Genomic DNA, 16,172 nt, shown 5'->3' with positions numbered 1-16,172 from the left:
CTGCCGCAGATCTGTCCACAGCGCGCCGACGTCCGTCGGGCGCGGCGCCTAGTCTGAGCCCATGCCCGTCCGCCGCCTCCACCTCGTCCTGGACGAGGACCTCGGCCCTGCCCTGTGGGTGCGCGAGCAGACCGGGCCGGGGCGCTCGCGTGCACTCGAGGACGTCGCCGCACTGCGCCGTGAGGCTCCCGCCCGGATCGCCGAAGCCCTCGCAACTGCGCCGGATCAGCTGCGGCACCGGGTGCGGATCCCCGGGCGCGACGGCGATCGCCGAGTGCCTGCCCTGCCCCTGTCCGGTGCCGCGCTCACCGGCCTGGTCGGCGCCGGGACCGCCCTGCTCGAGGAGCGCTTCGGCGAGCAGCTGCCCGATCATCTGGCCGCGCTGATCAGCGATGGCGCCGCGGCGCGGCTGCAGGACGAGCTGATCGCGATGCCGGACCTGGTGGCGGCGATGGTGCTGGACCTGCGCGCGCAGTCGCTCGTCCAGGAGCGTCATCTGCGGGCGCGGGCGACGGAGCGGTACGGGCGGCCGATCATGCAGTGGCGCGCCCCCGAGAAGGACGCGCCACCGATGCTGCACGCCCTGGTGGACGGGCACGCCCGCAGCGCGTTCGCCGCGCACCTGCGCCGCGCCGAAGCGCCGCGCGAGGACCCTCACGGAGTGCTGTGGGCACTGGCCGATGAGGGCGAGCTGCGCGCGGATCTGCCCACCCAGCGCCGCCTCACCGCCGCCTTCGACGCCCTCGTGGACTCCGGCCGGCCCGCAGTGACCCTCGGCTCGCGGGACAGCGAGCTGGTGGTGCGGCTGTTCCAGCCGGCGATCGGGACCGCCTGGCCCTTGCAGACCTGCCTGCGCGAGAAGGACGGGACCGTCCACCCGGTGGCCGATCTGCGCGCCGTCGGCGACCTCACCACCGCCGGCGCCGCCGAGGCCTCCGCCTCCGTGATGCGCCTCGCGCCGACCGTGCGCGGCGCCGCCGTGGACGAGACCGGGGTGGACTGGCTGCTGACCACCGCGGAGGCCTCCGCCTTCCTGTCCCACGACACCCCCACCCTCGAAGAGGCGGGGGTGACCGTGCTGCTGCCCCGCGACTGGACCAAGCAGAAGACCTCCGTCCGCCCGCAGGAGGTCGAGGAGGAGCCCGGCGAGAGGAAGGGCTCCGGCGTGGGTCTCGGGGCGATGGTCTCCTTCCGCTGGCGGGTCGCCGTGGGCGAGACGGAGCTCACCGAGGAGGAGATGGAGGAGATCCGCGAGGCGCAGTCCGAGCTGGTGCGGCTGCGCGGGCAATGGGTGCGGCTGGATGCCTCCACGCTGCGCGCCGCGGAGAAGTTCCTGGACGCCTTCGGGGCGCGGACGCGGGGAGAGCGGAAGGACCTGCGGCAGGCAGAGGCTTCGGCAGGCGGAGCGGTCGCCCCCGGCCGTCTGCTCGAGACACGTCCGCCGTCGTCGGCCGCTCCCGGCCCGGCCCCCCTGGCCCCCGCGCCGGTGCCGGCCGAGATCGAGGGCCGGGCGCCCTGGATGGAGATGTTCTCGCTGATCCTCTCCCCCGAGGCGGCGGACGTCGACTTCGGGGTCACGGCCCTGCTCGCGGGCGGCGACCACGGCCTGGCCCGCCTGATGCCGGGCGCGGCGGGCCCCGCCCCGCACCCCCAGCCGCGCAGCCTGCAGGCCACGCTGCGGCCCTACCAGCTCGACGGCCTGGATTGGCTGTGGGCCCTGGACCGCCAGCGCCTGGGCGGGATCCTCGCCGATGACATGGGGCTCGGCAAGACGATGCAGGTGCTCGCCCTGCTGTGCCGGGAGCGAGAGGGCACCGTGGGGGTGGGCACGGAGGAGGGCGAGCCTCCGGCCGATGTCGTCGGCCCCACCCTGCTGGTGTGCCCCATGTCGGTGGTGGGGGCCTGGCAGCGCGAGGCCACGGCCTTCGCCCCGCAGCTGCGGGTGCACGTCCACCACGGCGGTGCCCGGCGACGGGACGCCTCCTTCGTGAGCACCGCCGCAGAGACGGACCTGGTGATCACCACCTATTCGCTGCTGGCCCGTGACCTGGCGCTGCTCTCGGCGGTGCCCTGGCATCGGCTGGTGTTCGACGAGGCCCAGCACGTGAAGACTCCCGCCACCCAGGTCACCCGCGCCGCCCGCGCGCTGCAGGCCCCGCATCGGCTCGCCCTGACCGGTACTCCGGTGGAGAACCGGCTCGCGGACCTCCACTCCCTGATGGAGGTGGTCAACCCCGGGCTGCTGGGCAGCGCGAAGAGCTTCCAGGAACGGGTGGCGACCCCCATCGAGGAGGAGGGCGACGGCACGGCGATCAGCCGCCTCAAGCTGGTCACCGCTGCGTTCATCCTGCGGCGGCTGAAGACGGACCGCGCGATCATCCAGGACCTGCCGGAGAAGATCGAGCTCAGCCGGGTGGTGAACCTGACCGCCGAGCAGGCGGGGCTGTACGAGGCGATCGTGGACGAGCTGAGGGTGCAGATCGACGGCGCCGAGCAGGCGCAGCGCCGCACCCTGGTGGTCTCCGCCATCACCCGGCTGAAGCAGGTGTGCAACCACCCCGCCCACTACCTCGGCGACGGTTCGGCGCTGGTGCGCGACGGTGAGCACCGCTCGGGCAAGCTCGAGCTGGTCGATGATCTGCTGCAGACGGCCTTCGAGGAGGGCCAGAAGGCGCTGCTGTTCACGCAGTTCACCACCTTCGGGCACCTGCTTGTCCCCTACTGGCAGGAGAAGTTCTCCGAGTTCGGGATCGACGTCCCCTTCCTGCACGGCGGGGTCTCCAAGCACGACCGCGACCAGATGGTGGCCGAGTTCCAGCAGCACCGGGACCGGCCCGGGCTGATGCTGCTGAGCCTGCGCGCCGGCGGCACCGGGCTCACCCTGACCGCCGCGAACCATGTGGTGCACCTGGACCGCTGGTGGAACCCGGCGGTGGAGAACCAGGCCACCGACCGTGCCTTCCGCATCGGCCAGCGTCGCGACGTGATGGTGAACAAGCTGGTCAGCGCCGGTACCGTCGAGGAGAAGATCGACACCGTGCTCGAGGACAAGCAGGCGCTGGCCGAGCTGACTGTCGGCCCCGGCGAGGACTGGCTGACCTCGCTGGACGACGACCGGCTGCTGGATCTGCTCTCGCTCGAGGAGGAGGACGGCTCATGAGCATCGAACTGCGCTCTCGCCGCGGCGCGGTGGGCACGAGCTGGCATGCGGTCGCACTGCGCGACGGGGCCGAGCGCCTGCTGGGCCAGGCCCGGGTGGGTCGGGGCAAGGCCGACGCCCGCGCCGGACGGGTGCAGTGGCTGGACGTCGATGCCGGGGCGGCGCGCGGCGATGTGCTGGACGCGGACGGCGAGCTGTACCAGGCCCGGCTCGAGCTGCCGGCCTTCCGGGAGGACGACCGGCAGGCGTTCATCCAGGTGGCGCAGTCGCATCCGGAGCTGCCGGCACGCCTGGCCGCCGGTGAGTACCCGCAGCAGATCGAGCAGGAGCTGGCCGCATCGCTGGTGTCGCTGCTGCCGCGGGACGCCTCCGAGCTGTCCCATGACTGCTCCTGCCTGGACTGGCCCGGGCCCTGCCGGCACGTCTCCGCATTGCTGTACGTGCTGGTCGAGGCCGTCGATGACCACCCGCTGCTGCTGCTGACCCTGCGCGGGCTCACGCTGGAGGACCTGGTCGCGCCTGCGGCACCCTCCAGCCGGGAGCCGGCACCGCTCGGGGCCGACGGGGCCGACGGGACCGAGGACCCAGCGGCGGCTCCCGCCCCGCCCACCGCCTTCGACCCTGCCCGCACCGATCCGGCGCGGCTCGTCGAGGTGGTCGGCGAGGAGGTCGCCGCAGTGATCCACAGCTTCTTCACCCGGTCCTCCTGAGCCCGTCGCAGGCTCTACAGTGACAGTCATGCCTGAGACCAGCCTGCTCTCCCCTGTGATCCCCTCCACCGCTGTCGATGCGGTCGCCGAGCTGTTCGACACCGCCGTCGCCGAGCACCGCACCTCGGGGGTGACCTGGGCGATCATCGGCGGGCACGCTCATGATCAGGCCGTGCTGGCCCAGGGTGCCGCCGGCCACCGAGAGCTGACCGGCGGCCTTCCCGCGGAGGGCACCGGGCCGATGGACCGCGCCACCGTCTCCCGCATCGCCTCGATGACCAAGTCGTTCACCGCCGCGACGATCCTCGCGCTGCGGGACGAGGGCCGCCTGCACCTGGACGATCCGGTCTCCGCCCACGTCCCCGAGGCCGCTGGGGCCTTCGACCTCGCCGCGGACGAGCGCGAGCCCACCCTGCGCCAGCTGCTGACCATGAGCGCCGGTCTGGTGACCGACAACCCCTGGGGCGATCGGCAGGAGGCGATGACCCGCGAGGAGTTCGCCGCGACGCTGCGGGGCGGCCTCGGCCATGCCCACCGCCTGGGCACCGGCTTCGAGTACTCCAACACCGGCTACGCCCTGCTGGGGCGCGTGATCGACGAGGTCACCGGCAGTGACTACGCGAGCGAGATCCGGCGACGCTTCCTCACCCCGCTGGGGCTGGCGGCCACCGGCTGGTCCGGCGAGGAGATCGACGGCTCCCAGCTCGCGACCGGCCACCGCCTCGCCGACCGCACCGACGCCACCCGCTTCGAGCCGGTGCCGCTGGACTCCCCCGGCGTGTACGGCGCGATGGCCGGGCTGTTCTCCACCGTCGATGATGTCGCGGCCTGGGTCCGCTTCCTCGCCGCGGCCGACGCCCCCGACGCCCCCTCGCGGGCGGCCGGCCCGCTGGCGACCGCATCCCGTCGCGAGATGCAGCAGCTGCACCGCCACCAGGCGCTGGGCGCTCTGCCGACGGACCCCGAGGATCCCGCCCGCACGTCCCCCGGCTTCGACCGGGTGCGCGGCTACGGCTTCGGGCTGGTCGTGGAGCACTTCCCCGATCTCGGCGAGGTCATCTCCCATTCCGGCGGCTACCCGGGCTACGGCTCCTTCATGGTCTGGCATCGCGACTCCGGGGTGGGCGTGGTGGCATTGGCGAACTCGAAGTACGCCCCGGCCACCCCGCTGTCGATGCAGACCCTGCGCCTGCTGCAGCGGGAGCTGCCCGCCCTGCTCGCCCCGCGCCGGCCGCAGGCCGCGCCCCGCACCCTGGAGGCCGCCTCGGCGGCCCTGACCTGGCTGAGCCGGAACGAGGACGCCGTCGCCGATGCCTGGTTCGCGGACAACATGGACCTCGACGTGCCGCGCCCGGAGCGGCGGCGACGCCTGGCCGCGGCGCTGGCGAGCGCGGGCCTCGACGCGGCGGCGCTGGAGGGACTGCGGGTCGATGCGGCCCAGGTGCTCAGCCCTGCTCGGCTCCGCTGGACGGTGCCCGGTGACGGGGAGGGCGCGCCCTCGCTGCTGATCGAGCTGCTGATGGACCCGCGTCGCGAGTCCTTCGTGCAGTCCCTGGACACATTCGCGGCCCCCGCCCGCTGACGCTTCGGCGCCGGGGCAGGGTCAGGCGAAGGGGTGCCCCTCGCCGTCCGGGGCCGCGGTGCTCGAGACGCCGATGCTGCTGACCACCGCACCGTCGAGCTCTCCGGCGGCCGAGGAGCTGTCGAAGACCAGCAGCAGCACGATCGCCACGATCGCGCCGAGCACCAGGGCCGAGACCGTCCCCAGCGCCACCGCGATCAGGGTGCTGCCCCGGGTCGAGCCGCTCTGCCCGGTGGGGCCGGTCGAGGTCTGGGTCGCGGTGTAGGGATGAGGGTTCAGCTGTGCGCTCTGCGGTGACGGGGCGCCCTGCGGGGGCGTCTGCTGCGCCCACTGCGGGCCGGTCTGCGGCGAGGGGGAGCCGGAGCTGAAGCCTTGCTGGACCCGACCGGACCGGATCGCCTCCATCGACGGACCGGCCGACGAGGGCACCGGGCGCTCCGGACGAACGGCGCCGGGCGCGTCCGGCGGCAACGGGTCCAGGGTGTCCTGGAGGTTCAGCACAGCGCCGTCGGCGTGGGTCAACGGATAGCCCTGCGGCACCCGGGAAGGTCGCGCCGCACCGTGTCGGCATCCTGGTAGCGGTCCTCGGGCTGCGCCGCCACCAGACGGCGGATCACCGCGGAGAGCTTCGGGGTGACCCCCTGCAGGTACTGGTTCAGCTCGTCGGGCCGGAAGGAGCCGTCGTGCAGCTTGATCGGGCCGTTGAGCGCGACCATCGCCACCACCCCGGCCGCGTACAGGTCGTGCGAGGGGGCCGGCTCGGCCATGGAGAACAGCTCCGGGGCCATATAGCCGGGGGTGCCGTTGACCATGCCCACATGGGTGAACCGCACATCGGTCTCGTGCACGGCGATGCCGAAATCTGCCAGCCGGGAGACGGGGAAGGCCGTGCCGCGCGGCTCGAACATGATGTTCGCAGGCTTCACGTCGCGATGGATCCAACCCTCGGCGTGGACGTGGGAGAGCCCGTTCAGCAGCTGGTCGAGGATCACGACCACGGCGGGCTCGGCGAGCTTGCCCTGCTTCTTCACGACGGATTCGAGCGTCCCGCCGGAGACCAGCGGCATCGCGATCACCACGTGCTCGTCCTCCGCCCCCAGCCGTAGGGGGTGAGCAGATGCGGGTGGTCGAAGCTGACGCCCTTCTCCCGCACGAAGCGCATGAGATCCGCGGAATCGCGCTGACGCAGGACCTTGGCAGCGCAGAGCTGCTCGGACTTGGAGTCCCATGCGCGCCAGACGGACCCGGAACCGCCCTTCGCGATCAGGTCGATGAGCGCGAAGCGCCCGACAATAACGTCAGCCATAATATTTCCAGCATAACCTCAGGGTGCCCAGCGGCGTTATGCTGGAGCTGATCTGTGCACCCCGGGAGTTCCGCCATCATCGGGCCGGGGTCCTCTCGTCACGACCTCAGGGGGCAGCGATGGGCATCGCCGCGGGAGTCATCGCGCCCATCGCGGGCGATCCCTTCTGGGATCCCGTCCCCTTCTCCTGGCCGGTGCTGCTGATCCTGGCCGGGCTCTGCCTCCTGCTGACCATCGGCTTCATGGTGTGGACGGTGCTGCAGCCGGATGAGCCCGAGCACGACACCACCGCGCTGGTCGACAAGGCCACGCGGCAGGACCGCCGGACGGCCGCGACGATCCGCCGACGGCTCGATGCGGACACCGGCCGAGCGGATGCGGCCGAGCCCGAGCTGCGGTGATCCCACCGCGATGACGCGGTGACCGGGCTGCGTCGGCGGCGTCCTGCGTGAACGCTGCAGTCGGTGCGCTGCGGTCAGTGCGCTGCGCCTGCGACCTCGTCCATGCCCATCGCGCGGCGGGCGGCTTCGATGAGGAAGCGGCGCGCCTGCTGGGACTGCGGGCCGGGCCCGTCGACCGCGACCTGCTCGCCACCGCTGCGGATCTCGAGGTGCTCATGCGGCGCACCGGCCGCGGTGAGGGCGGCCTCCAGCCGCCTGCCGTCCTCGGCCAGCACCCCTTTCGCCCCCGTGACCAGGTGCACCGGCGGCAGATCCGACAGCTGGCCGTACAGCGGGCTGAGCCGCGGGTCGGTGCGCGGCACGGCACCGGCGTAGAGCCGGGCGGCCGTCCCCCGCAGCTCATCGGGGTGCTCCTCGCGGGTGAGATCCGCCCAGGGGGAGGAGAGCAGCAGCGCCGCCGGGGAGCCCACCTCCGATTCCGCGAGGACCTGCGCGACGGCGAGCGCGAGCCCGGCACCGGCCTCGTCCCCGGAGAGCACCCAGCGTCCGGGCCGCAGCATGGCCTGCACAGACAGGTCCTCGAGTGCGTGCAGCACGTCCTTGAGCGCGGTGGGGAAGCCGTAGCGCGGGGCGAGTCGGTAGTGGATCATCGCGCCGGCCGCGCCGCTGCGACGGGCGACCTCCTCGAGGAAGTTCCAGGTCTGCGAGCTCTCGCCGGCCACGTAGGCGCCGCCGTGCAGGTGGACGATGGTCGCGGTGCTCGCGAGATCCGGGTCGATCCAGGTGACCGGCACATGGCCGTGCCGGCGCCGCTGGACCCGCTCCGGGGCGGCGCAGGCATGCGGGGGCAGGGACGGCCGCTGCGAGGCCAGGATGCGCAGTGTGCGGACGAGGCTCATGGGGGCATCCTCCCATGGATCAGGCTGCGCCTCCCCGGGAATTCCTCGCCGGCCGGGACCGCTGCGGCCCTCGCGCGTGGAGGTCAGGCCCTGATCTCGTGGTCGACCAGGCGCGGCAGCCCCACCCGGAAGCCGGCGACCGCCAGCAGCAGTCCGGTGCCGGCCAGGAACCACAGCACCACCGCGGAGGACCCGGTCGCCTCCAGCAGCACGCCGACGATGATCGGACCGAGCGCCGCCAGCAGATAGCCGATCGGCTGCACCATGCCCGAGAGCCGGGCGGTGACCAGCGGGGAGCGGGTGCGGGCGGGCAGCAGTGCGATCGCGGTGGGGAACGCGAAGCCGCCGATGCCGAGCACGCACGCCCACAGCATCGGGCTGACCGTCGGGAACAGGATCAGGCCGAGGTAGCCGATGGCGTTGAGCAGGCCGAAGCCGCCCACGATCCAGGGCAGGCCAGGGACCTTCGCGATCACCGTCGGCATCACGATCCCGCCCACCAGGCCCCAGCCGGCGACCACCGCGACCAGCACCCCGGCCCGTGCGGGGGTGACCCCGAGATCGGTGAGGACCTGCGGGAGCATGCCGAACTGGGTGTAGGCGTTCAGCGACTGCAGCGCGAACATCAGCGTCAGCGCGATCGCGGTGGGCGAGCGCAGCAGCGAGCCGCCGATCTCGCCCCGCGCCGGTGGGGGCGGGAAGTCATGCCCGGTGCGGGTCAGCACCACCGTCCAGACCACCACCGGCACCGCGAGCACCATCCCCCACAGCAGCAGGGAGTCCCGCCAGCCGCCGGCCTCCGAGCCGGCCAGCGGCACCGCGAGCGCCGAGGCGGCCGATCCGCCCAGGGCGAGGGTCGCGCTGTACAGCGTCATCAGGCCGACGGTCCGGGTCCCGCCGTGCAGTTTGATCCAGGCCGGCACCAGCACATTGCCCAGCGCCGGGCCCAGCAGCGCGAGCGCTGAGAGCACCACGAACACGGCGAAGACCTCGCTCGCGGGTCGCAGCATCAGTCCCAGGGCGGCCACCACGAAGGAGGCGACGATCGTGCCGGTCAGCCCCAGCCGCCGCGACAGCGGGACCGCCAGCAGTCCGAAGCCGCCGAAGATCAGCGGCGGCAGCGCGGTGAGCAGGCCGGAGGCGAACGCTCCCTGACCGAAGGCGTCGACGATATCCGTCATCAGCGGCCCGACGCTGGTCGCGCCCGGGCGCAGGTTCACGCCGACGGTGAAGACGGCGAGCACCACGAGCAGGGGGCCGAGGAGCCGGGGTCGGCGGGGAGTAGGGGTCGTCACCGTTCTCTTCTACCCGCCATCCCGCATCGCGGCCACAGGATGACGGGGATCTCACGTCCACTGCGCGGCGGATCCGGCAGCGGCGCACGGGCAGAGGCCTACGCTGGTGCGCGGCCCGCACTCCGGTCCCGCTCCCGCTCCCCACGTCGAGCCCTGCGCTCGACGGACCCCCTAGGACTTCGATGACCACCGCCGCAGCTCCCGCGCCCCTGCCCGGCACCACCGCCCCGCGCCGTCATCCCGTCGACCAGGTCCCGCCGGCGGGCCGCCTCACGGTGCTCTCGATACAGCACGTGCTGGCCTTCTACGCCGGTGCGGTGATCGTGCCGCTGCTGATCGCCTCGGGTCTGAACCTGACGGCCGCGCAGACGATCCACCTGATCAACGCCGACCTGTTCACCTGCGGCATCGCGACGCTGATCCAGTCCGTCGGCTTCTGGAAGGTGGGCGTGCGCCTGCCGATCATCCAGGGCGTGACCACCACTGCGGTGAGCCCGATCATCGCGATCGGTCTGGCCGCGACCGGCGGCGAGGGCGGTGCCCAGGGTCTGCCGATGATCTACGGCTCGATCATCGTCGCAGGCCTGTTCACCTTCCTGGTCGCCCCCTATTTTGCGAAGATCCTGCGGTTCTTCCCCCGGTGGTGATCGGCACCGTGCTGACCACCATGGGCATCACCCTGCTGGGCGTCTCCGCGGGGGACATCACCAACTACGCCGAGGGCACTCCCGCCACCCGCGACATCGTCTACGCCCTGGGCACGCTCGGGATCATCGTGCTGGTCCAGCGGTTCTTCCGCGGCTTCCTGGGCACCATCGCGGTGCTGCTGGGCCTGGTGATCGGCACCGTGGTCGCGGTGCTGCTGGGCGACACCTCCTTCAGCGGTGTCACCGAGGCCTCGGCCTTCGGCGTGACCACGCCGTTCTACTTCGGGGTGCCCACCTTCTCGCTGACCGCGATCGTCTCGATGATCATCGTCATGCTGATCACGATGGTGGAGACCACCGGTGACGTCTTCGCCGCCGGGGAGATCGTCGGCAAGCGGATCCGGCCCCAGAACATCTCCGAGGCGATCCGTGCGGATGGCCTCTCGACCCTGCTGGGCGGGGTGCTGAACTCCTTCCCCTACACCTGCTTCGCGCAGAACATCGGCCTGGTGCGCCTGACCCGGGTGAAGTCCCGCTGGGTGGTCGCCGGGGCGGGTGTGCTGATGATCGTGCTCGGCGTGCTGCCCAAGGCCGGGGCCGTGGTCGCCGCGATCCCCTCCCCCGTGCTCGGCGGCGCCTCGCTCGCGCTGTTCGCCTCGGTGGCGCTGGTGGGCATCCAGACTCTGTCCACGGTGGACCTCACCGACAACCGCAACTCCGTCATCGTCGGCACCTCGCTAGGGCTGGCGATGCTGGTCAGCTTCAAGCCCGACATCGCCGGGGTGTTCCCCTCCTGGGCGCAGGTGTTCGTCTCCTCGGGGGTGACCGTCGGCGCGATCACCGCGATCGTGCTGAACCTGGTGTTCTTCCACATCGGTCGCCAGAGCGGTGCGCACATCGCCACCACCACCGAGGGCGAGCGGATCGGGATCGCCGAGGTGGACGCGATGGACCGCGAGACCTTCGTGGCCACCTTCGGGTCGCTGTTCAACGGTGCCACCTGGCCGCTCGAGCGGGCCTGGGAGGCGCGCCCCTTCGACGACGCCACGACTCTGCGCGCCGCGATCGAGGACGCGGTGCTGACCGCGGAGCACTCCGAGCAGGACGCCCTGGTGCGCACCTACCCGGACATGGCCACCCTGATCACCGCCGACGAGGAGCAGGCCGGCGCCATCAGCCAGGACGTGGGCTCCTTCGCGCTGGAGAACCTCGCCGAAGAGGACGTCGAGGCGGTCCGCGACCTCTCCGCCCGCTACGCCGAGCGCTTCGACATGCCCTTCGTGGCCTACCTGGGCCGCACCGACTCCTTCGACGCGATCATCGAGAACGGCGTGCGGCGCCTGGACCACTCCCGCGGGCACGAGCGGCGCGTCGCGCTGACCCAGGTCGCCGAGATCGCCGGGGACCGCTTCGGCATCATGGTGGCCGATGCCAACCCCATCGGCTCCGCCTGGATCCGCAAGTTCGAGTCGCTGCAGTGAGGGCCGACGCGGGCACCTGACCCGGCTCTCGCACCGGGAGCAGTCAGCCATCGACCCGAGGAGCGTCCGCAGGAGCACGACCCTCCCGCCCGGCGTCCCGTCCACAGTCGTCCTCGACGCACACGTGCAGGGCACGGTGATCGAGGCTGATGCGGGCCGTGCGCGCGAGCCCCATGCTGTCGCCGTCGAGCTGCACGACGTGGGGGTTCGCGAAGCGGACCTCGAACCGTCGCCCCTGGGCATACGCCAGAGTCCTCAGTCCGGGCGCGCGGCGCAGCATGCCGCGACCGAACCGGGAACGGTGGGCGACCCCCTGGACCGTCAGGCGCGTCCCGATCCGCGCCCACCCGATCCTGCGGGCGGGCCGCAGCATCACCACGTCGAGGAGCCCGTCGTCGACGCTGGCCGCGGGGAGCAGGAGCATGCCTCCGGTGAGAGTTCCGCAGTTCCCGATGATCACGGTATGCGCACGCGCCGTCCTGGTGGGTCCGTCGTCGACCCGGTACGTCAGGTCGAGCGGCCGGTTCGCGAGCACCGATCGAGCGATCGCCGGCACATACGCCAGCCAACCGAGGAATCGCTTCGCCCGGGGCCTCGTGGTGCGCGCCATCTCCGCGTCCAGACCGATGCCGGCCATCACCAGGAAGATCTCTGCGCTCCGCGCAGCCTTCTCATCCTCGAACTCGACGACCCCGACATCGACAGGTCGCGTCAGCCCGCCGAACGCCGCCTCGACAGCCGCGGTGACGTTCCCCAGGGGCAGCCCCAGGTTGCGGGCCAGAAGGTTGCCGGTGCCGGAGGGCAGCAGGGCGAGCGGTGTGCCGCTGTCCAGGACCACCCCGGCGACGGCACGGACCGTCCCGTCGCCTCCTGCCACGATGATGACCGAGGGGGATGTCGCCAGTGCGCGGCAGGCCGCGCTTCGCCCCGAGTCGTACCGATCGGTCGGAATCCATCGGGACGGGCTCCATGCGCGGCGTTCCTCCTGCTCCTCGACGGCGTCCCGCATCCGGTCGAGGGGGACCGTGACCGGGTTGTAGATGATCGCTGCGTGATCCGCTGTGCGCGCCTCGGACGACATGCTCGGAGCGTATCCTCCTGAGCATGTCCACCCCCTCGTTCCCCGAACCGGCGGGCCGTCACCCGCGACCCTGCGCGGGCGACGAGGACGCCCCCGCCCTCTGGTCCGATTCCCTGGGACGGGTGAGCACGCGTTGCGGGCAGTTGCTGCTGATCACCGCCGTGGTCGGAGGTCTGCTGTGGATCCTGGTGCGGGTCGGGATCGTGGTGGTCGCCGCGCTGGTGGCACTCATCCTCGCCTCGGCCGTCGCTCCGATGGTGGCGTGGCTGGTCCGCAAGCACTGGTCCCGCGTCCTGGCCACCCTCACGGTGTTCCTGGGAACGCTGCTGGTGCTGGGTGGAGTGGTGACCGGGATCGTCTTCGCCGTCCGCGGCGAGTGGGATGAGCTGTCGGCCTCTGCGGTCGGCGGCTGGGAGGAGCTCCAGCGCTTTCTGCGGACCGGTCCGGTCCCCGTCGACACCGCATCCATCGACTCCGTTCTGCAGAAGGTCACGGGGTTCGTCACCAGCGGGGCCTTCCTGGGCGGTGCGCTGAGCGGCATCGGTGCAGCCACCGGGGTCGTCACCGGTGCGGTTCTCACAATCGTCATCCTGTTCTTCTTCCTCAAGGACGGCCAGCTGCTGTGGAGCTTCACGCTGCGCTGGTTCCACGACGGGACCCGCGCGAAGCTGGCGGAATCCGGGGACCGGACCGTCCAGCTGCTCGGCGGGTACGTGCGCGGAACCGCCATCATCGCAGCGGCCGATGCCGTGTTCATCGGGGTGCCGCTGGCGATCCTCGGGTACCGCTCGCGCTGCCCCTGGCCGTCATCGTGTTCGTCGGCGCCTTCGTGCCCATCGTCGGTGCCACGGTCGCCGGAGCCCTGGCCGCCCTGGTGGCGCTCGTGACGCACGGCCCCCTCATCGCGCTGGTGGTGATCGGAATCGTCGTCCTGGTCAACCAGCTCGAGAGCCATCTGCTCCAGCCGCTGGTGATGGGCCACGCGCTCAGCCTGCACCCCCTCGTCGTGCTGCTGGCGCTCGCGGTCGGCACGATCGTGAGCGGGTTCTTCGGCGCGATCCTCGCCGTGCCGTTGACCGCTGTGGCCTGGTCGGTGGTCCAGGTCTGGACCGACACCTACCAGACCGGTGATGATCCCGTCCTCGGGAAGGACCCGCTCTCGCCCCGCAACCGGGCATCGTCGAAGTCCAGCCTCGCCGAGCGGTGGAAGTATCAGCGGATGCGCAGCAGCACCCCGTCGACGGCCGAGACCCTCCCCACCGACGACGACTCCTGAGGTCGAGTAATCTGTCGGGACATCCAGATCGACGACGATCGAGGAGATCGACATGACATCGCCCGTCACCGTGACCGTCACCGGTGCCGCCGGACAGATCGGCTACGCCCTGCTGTTCCGCATCGCCTCCGGCCAGCTGCTGGGCCCGCACACCCCCGTCTCGCTGCGGCTGCTGGAGATCCCGCAAGGGGTCAAGGCCGCGGAGGGGACCGCGATGGAGCTCGATGACTGCGCCTTCGGGCTGCTCAAGAGCGTCGATGTCTTCGACGACCCGACGGCCGGTTTCGAGGGCACGAACGTCGCCCTGCTCGTCGGCGCACGCCCCGAGGACCAGGCATGGAGCGCAGCGACCTGCTCGAGGCCAACGGCGGGATCTTCGCCCCCCAGGGCGCAGCGATCAATGCCGGCGCCGCGGACGACATCAGAGTCCTGGTGGTCGGCAATCCGGCCAACACCAATGCGCTGATCGCCGCCGCGCACGCCCCCGACGTGCCGGACGACCGGTTCACCGCGATGACCCGTCTGGATCACAACCGCGCGCTCAGCCAGCTCGCCACCAGGACGGGCACCGCGGTCACCGACATCGAGAACCTGACCATCTGGGGCAACCACTCCGCGACCCAGTTCCCGGACATCTCCCACGCCTCGGTCGCCGGCCGACCGGCCCCCGAGGTGGTGGACGATCCGAGCTGGATCACCGACACGTTCATCCCCACCGTGGCCGAGCGCGGCGCGGCGGTCATCGAGGCGCGCGGGTCGTCCTCGGCCGCCTCGGCCGCGAATGCCGCGATCGATCACCTCCACGACTGGACGCACGGCACCCCCGCGGGCAGCTGGACCTCCGCCGGAGTCGTTTCCGACGGCTCCTACGGGGTGCCGGAGGGGCTGATCTCCTCGTTCCCGGTGCGCTCCTCCGGAGGGCGGTGGGAGATCGTCCAGGGCCTGGAGATCGATGCCTTCTCCCGGGGCCGGATCGACGCCTCCGTGGCCGAGCTGGTCGAGGAGCGTGACGCGGTTCAGCGCCTCGGTCTGCTCTGATCTGCCGAGAGCCGGCCGGTGCCCGGGAGGCCGCCGCCGGCGCTCGCGGGCGGGACGCCTCCCCCGCGTCCGGGACGAAGGACCCCTCCCCCGATCCCCGTGCCGGGACTACGGTGGGGAGCAAGCGCCCTTCGCGGCTGCGCGGGGGCGACCGCCGATCGAAGGAGTCACCATGCCCCGTCCTGTCGTCAGCACCGGATCCACCGCCTGGAAGGGCGACCTGCTCTCGGGCTCTGGGACCACCACCCTGGAGACCTCGAAGCTCGGCACCTTCGATCTGAACTGGAAGGCCCGCTCGGAGGAGGCCGCCCAGGGCACCACCTCCCCCGAGGAGCTGCTGGGCGCCGCGCACGCCGCCTGCTACTCGATGCAGTTCTCGAACATGCTCGCCGAGAACGACACCCCGCCCACCTCGGTGGACACCTCTGCCGCAGTCACCTTCAACATCGCCGAAGGCGGGATCACCGGGATCGCGCTGAGCGTCACCGCGAAGATCGACGGGATCGAGGACGCCGACTTCCAGCGCCTGGCCGCAGAGGCCAAGAACAGCTGCCCGGTCTCGAAGGCCCTGGCCGGCGTGGACATCACGCTGACGGCCTCGCTCGCCTGACTCCTCGCTCCCTCACCGACCTCCGGCCCTGCACCCGCTGCGGTGCAGGGCCGGAGCGCGTCGCGCCGCGTCCCCGGGGCGAGGTCGGGGATCAGTACGTCAGCGAGCGGGGGATCAGCCCCACACCGCGCACACCGCGCACCAGGCGCTCATCGATCTTCTCGCCCCGATGCACGATGGTCAGGCCTCCGCGCGGCTCGAGGATCACCAGGTCGGTGTCGATCACGCGGCGCACGCCGCCGCGCCGCAGCAGCGTGTGCAGCTGCGCCTCGCGCAGTCCCAGATGATGCAGCTGCCAGGTGAGCACGTGGCCGTGGACCATCACCACCGTCGGACGGGGACCGCGCCGGGCGAAGACGCGATCGAAGCCGGGCCGGAGACTGCCCAGGAGGTATTCCAGCACCAGCAGGGTGGACACGGCGATCAGGCCGCCCACCAGCGTCGGGGTCTCGCCGAGGATGGCTCGGGCGACCAGGGATCCCAGCAGCGCCATCACCGCGAAGCTCAGCATCGACGGGTTCGCACTCAACCGCGGCCCGGCGACCTGGAGGATCAGCGTGAAGACCAGGTACAGCACGATGCTCGCGATGAGCACACCCAGCGCACCGGCGGGCGACGCCCCGATCTGGAACCAGAGCTCCTGGAAGAAGGTCATGGGACCCATTCTCCCCCACCTGCTCGCCCGC

General features: G+C 71.9%; 13 protein-coding genes and 3 pseudogenes. 9 read left to right on the top strand and 7 right to left on the bottom strand.

Going from position 1 to position 16,172, the window contains the following annotated elements; all coding sequences use genetic code 11:
• Positions 1–61 precede the first annotated feature (61 nt).
• Genes CFK39_RS09720 through CFK39_RS09710 form a run of 3 tightly spaced genes read left to right on the top strand, consistent with a single transcriptional unit; the run spans position 62 to position 5,452 of the window.
• Positions 62–3,160, top strand: a complete 3,099-nt coding sequence (locus CFK39_RS09720) for a DEAD/DEAH box helicase (RefSeq protein WP_089065285.1) — start codon at positions 62–64, stop codon at positions 3,158–3,160.
• Positions 3,157–3,870, top strand: coding sequence for an SWIM zinc finger family protein (locus tag CFK39_RS09715; protein ID WP_089065284.1), 714 nt, complete (start codon positions 3,157–3,159; stop codon positions 3,868–3,870). The genes CFK39_RS09720 and CFK39_RS09715 overlap by 4 nt, the downstream gene beginning before the upstream one ends.
• A gap of 28 nt (positions 3,871–3,898) precedes the next feature.
• Positions 3,899–5,452, top strand: a complete 1,554-nt coding sequence (locus tag CFK39_RS09710; RefSeq protein WP_089065283.1) for a serine hydrolase domain-containing protein — start codon at positions 3,899–3,901, stop codon at positions 5,450–5,452.
• Between the two features lie 21 nt (positions 5,453–5,473).
• On the opposite strand, the gene CFK39_RS16885 is transcribed toward CFK39_RS09710, so the two are convergent.
• The 3 genes from CFK39_RS16885 to CFK39_RS16875 are packed head-to-tail and all read right to left on the bottom strand — an operon-like array spanning position 5,474 to position 6,758.
• On the bottom strand, positions 5,474–5,974 hold the full coding sequence (locus tag CFK39_RS16885; RefSeq protein ID WP_245822449.1) for a hypothetical protein: 501 nt from the start codon (positions 5,972–5,974) through the stop codon (positions 5,474–5,476).
• A complete protein-coding gene (locus tag CFK39_RS16880) occupies positions 5,971–6,531 on the bottom strand; it encodes a serine/threonine-protein kinase (RefSeq protein WP_245822448.1) in 561 nt (186 codons plus the stop codon). Before CFK39_RS16880 ends, CFK39_RS16885 begins: the two co-directional genes overlap by 4 nt.
• Positions 6,525–6,758: a hypothetical protein gene (locus CFK39_RS16875; RefSeq protein ID WP_245822446.1), complete on the bottom strand. Its 234-nt coding sequence runs from the start codon at positions 6,756–6,758 to the stop codon at positions 6,525–6,527. The genes CFK39_RS16880 and CFK39_RS16875 overlap by 7 nt, the downstream gene beginning before the upstream one ends.
• Before the next feature lie 119 nt (positions 6,759–6,877).
• Here CFK39_RS16875 and CFK39_RS09700 point away from each other — a divergent pair, with 119 nt between their 5' ends.
• Positions 6,878–7,159, top strand: coding sequence for a hypothetical protein (locus CFK39_RS09700; protein ID WP_089065282.1), 282 nt, complete (start codon positions 6,878–6,880; stop codon positions 7,157–7,159).
• A gap of 74 nt (positions 7,160–7,233) precedes the next feature.
• On the opposite strand, the gene CFK39_RS09695 is transcribed toward CFK39_RS09700, so the two are convergent.
• Together CFK39_RS09695 and CFK39_RS09690 are read right to left on the bottom strand one after the other, a co-directional pair.
• Complete coding sequence (locus CFK39_RS09695; protein WP_089065281.1) at positions 7,234–8,058, bottom strand: alpha/beta hydrolase; 825 nt, start codon at positions 8,056–8,058, stop codon at positions 7,234–7,236.
• Between the two features lie 83 nt (positions 8,059–8,141).
• The gene (locus CFK39_RS09690; protein ID WP_089065280.1) at positions 8,142–9,353 is read right to left on the bottom strand and encodes an MFS transporter; all 1,212 of its coding nucleotides are present in this window, start codon (positions 9,351–9,353) and stop codon (positions 8,142–8,144) included.
• 182 nt (positions 9,354–9,535) lie between these two features.
• On the opposite strand from CFK39_RS09690, the pseudogene CFK39_RS17495 reads away from it, so the two are divergent.
• Together CFK39_RS17495 and CFK39_RS17490 are read left to right on the top strand one after the other, a co-directional pair.
• A pseudogene (locus CFK39_RS17495) lies at positions 9,536–10,794 on the top strand (nucleobase:cation symporter-2 family protein); the annotation flags it as partial.
• 153 nt (positions 10,795–10,947) lie between these two features.
• Positions 10,948–11,481, top strand: coding sequence for a 2-oxo-4-hydroxy-4-carboxy-5-ureidoimidazoline decarboxylase (locus CFK39_RS17490; protein ID WP_420836219.1), 534 nt, complete (start codon positions 10,948–10,950; stop codon positions 11,479–11,481).
• 43 nt (positions 11,482–11,524) lie between these two features.
• Here CFK39_RS17490 and CFK39_RS09680 read toward each other — a convergent pair whose 3' ends face one another.
• Complete coding sequence (locus CFK39_RS09680; RefSeq protein WP_089065279.1) at positions 11,525–12,562, bottom strand: diacylglycerol/lipid kinase family protein; 1,038 nt, start codon at positions 12,560–12,562, stop codon at positions 11,525–11,527.
• A 23-nt stretch (positions 12,563–12,585) separates the two neighbouring features.
• Between CFK39_RS09680 and CFK39_RS09675 the strand changes: the two are divergent.
• The 3 genes and pseudogenes from CFK39_RS09675 (at position 12,586) to CFK39_RS09665 (ending at position 15,486) form a co-directional block, all read left to right on the top strand.
• Positions 12,586–13,838, top strand: a pseudogene (locus CFK39_RS09675) (AI-2E family transporter).
• Positions 13,839–13,890: 52 nt separating this feature from the next.
• A pseudogene (locus tag CFK39_RS09670) lies at positions 13,891–14,876 on the top strand (malate dehydrogenase).
• A 172-nt stretch (positions 14,877–15,048) separates the two neighbouring features.
• Complete coding sequence (locus CFK39_RS09665; RefSeq protein ID WP_089065278.1) at positions 15,049–15,486, top strand: OsmC family peroxiredoxin; 438 nt, start codon at positions 15,049–15,051, stop codon at positions 15,484–15,486.
• Positions 15,487–15,577: 91 nt separating this feature from the next.
• Here CFK39_RS09665 and CFK39_RS09660 read toward each other — a convergent pair whose 3' ends face one another.
• Entirely contained in the window at positions 15,578–16,141 is a 564-nt protein-coding gene (locus tag CFK39_RS09660; RefSeq protein WP_089065277.1) for a DUF421 domain-containing protein, read from the bottom strand.
• Between the last annotated feature and the right edge of the window lie 31 nt (positions 16,142–16,172).

It is taken from the genome of Brachybacterium avium (assembly GCF_002216795.1).
In the GTDB taxonomy this organism is placed as follows: domain Bacteria; phylum Actinomycetota; class Actinomycetes; order Actinomycetales; family Dermabacteraceae; genus Brachybacterium; species Brachybacterium avium.
This window is presented reverse-complemented; position numbering and strand designations above follow the sequence as displayed.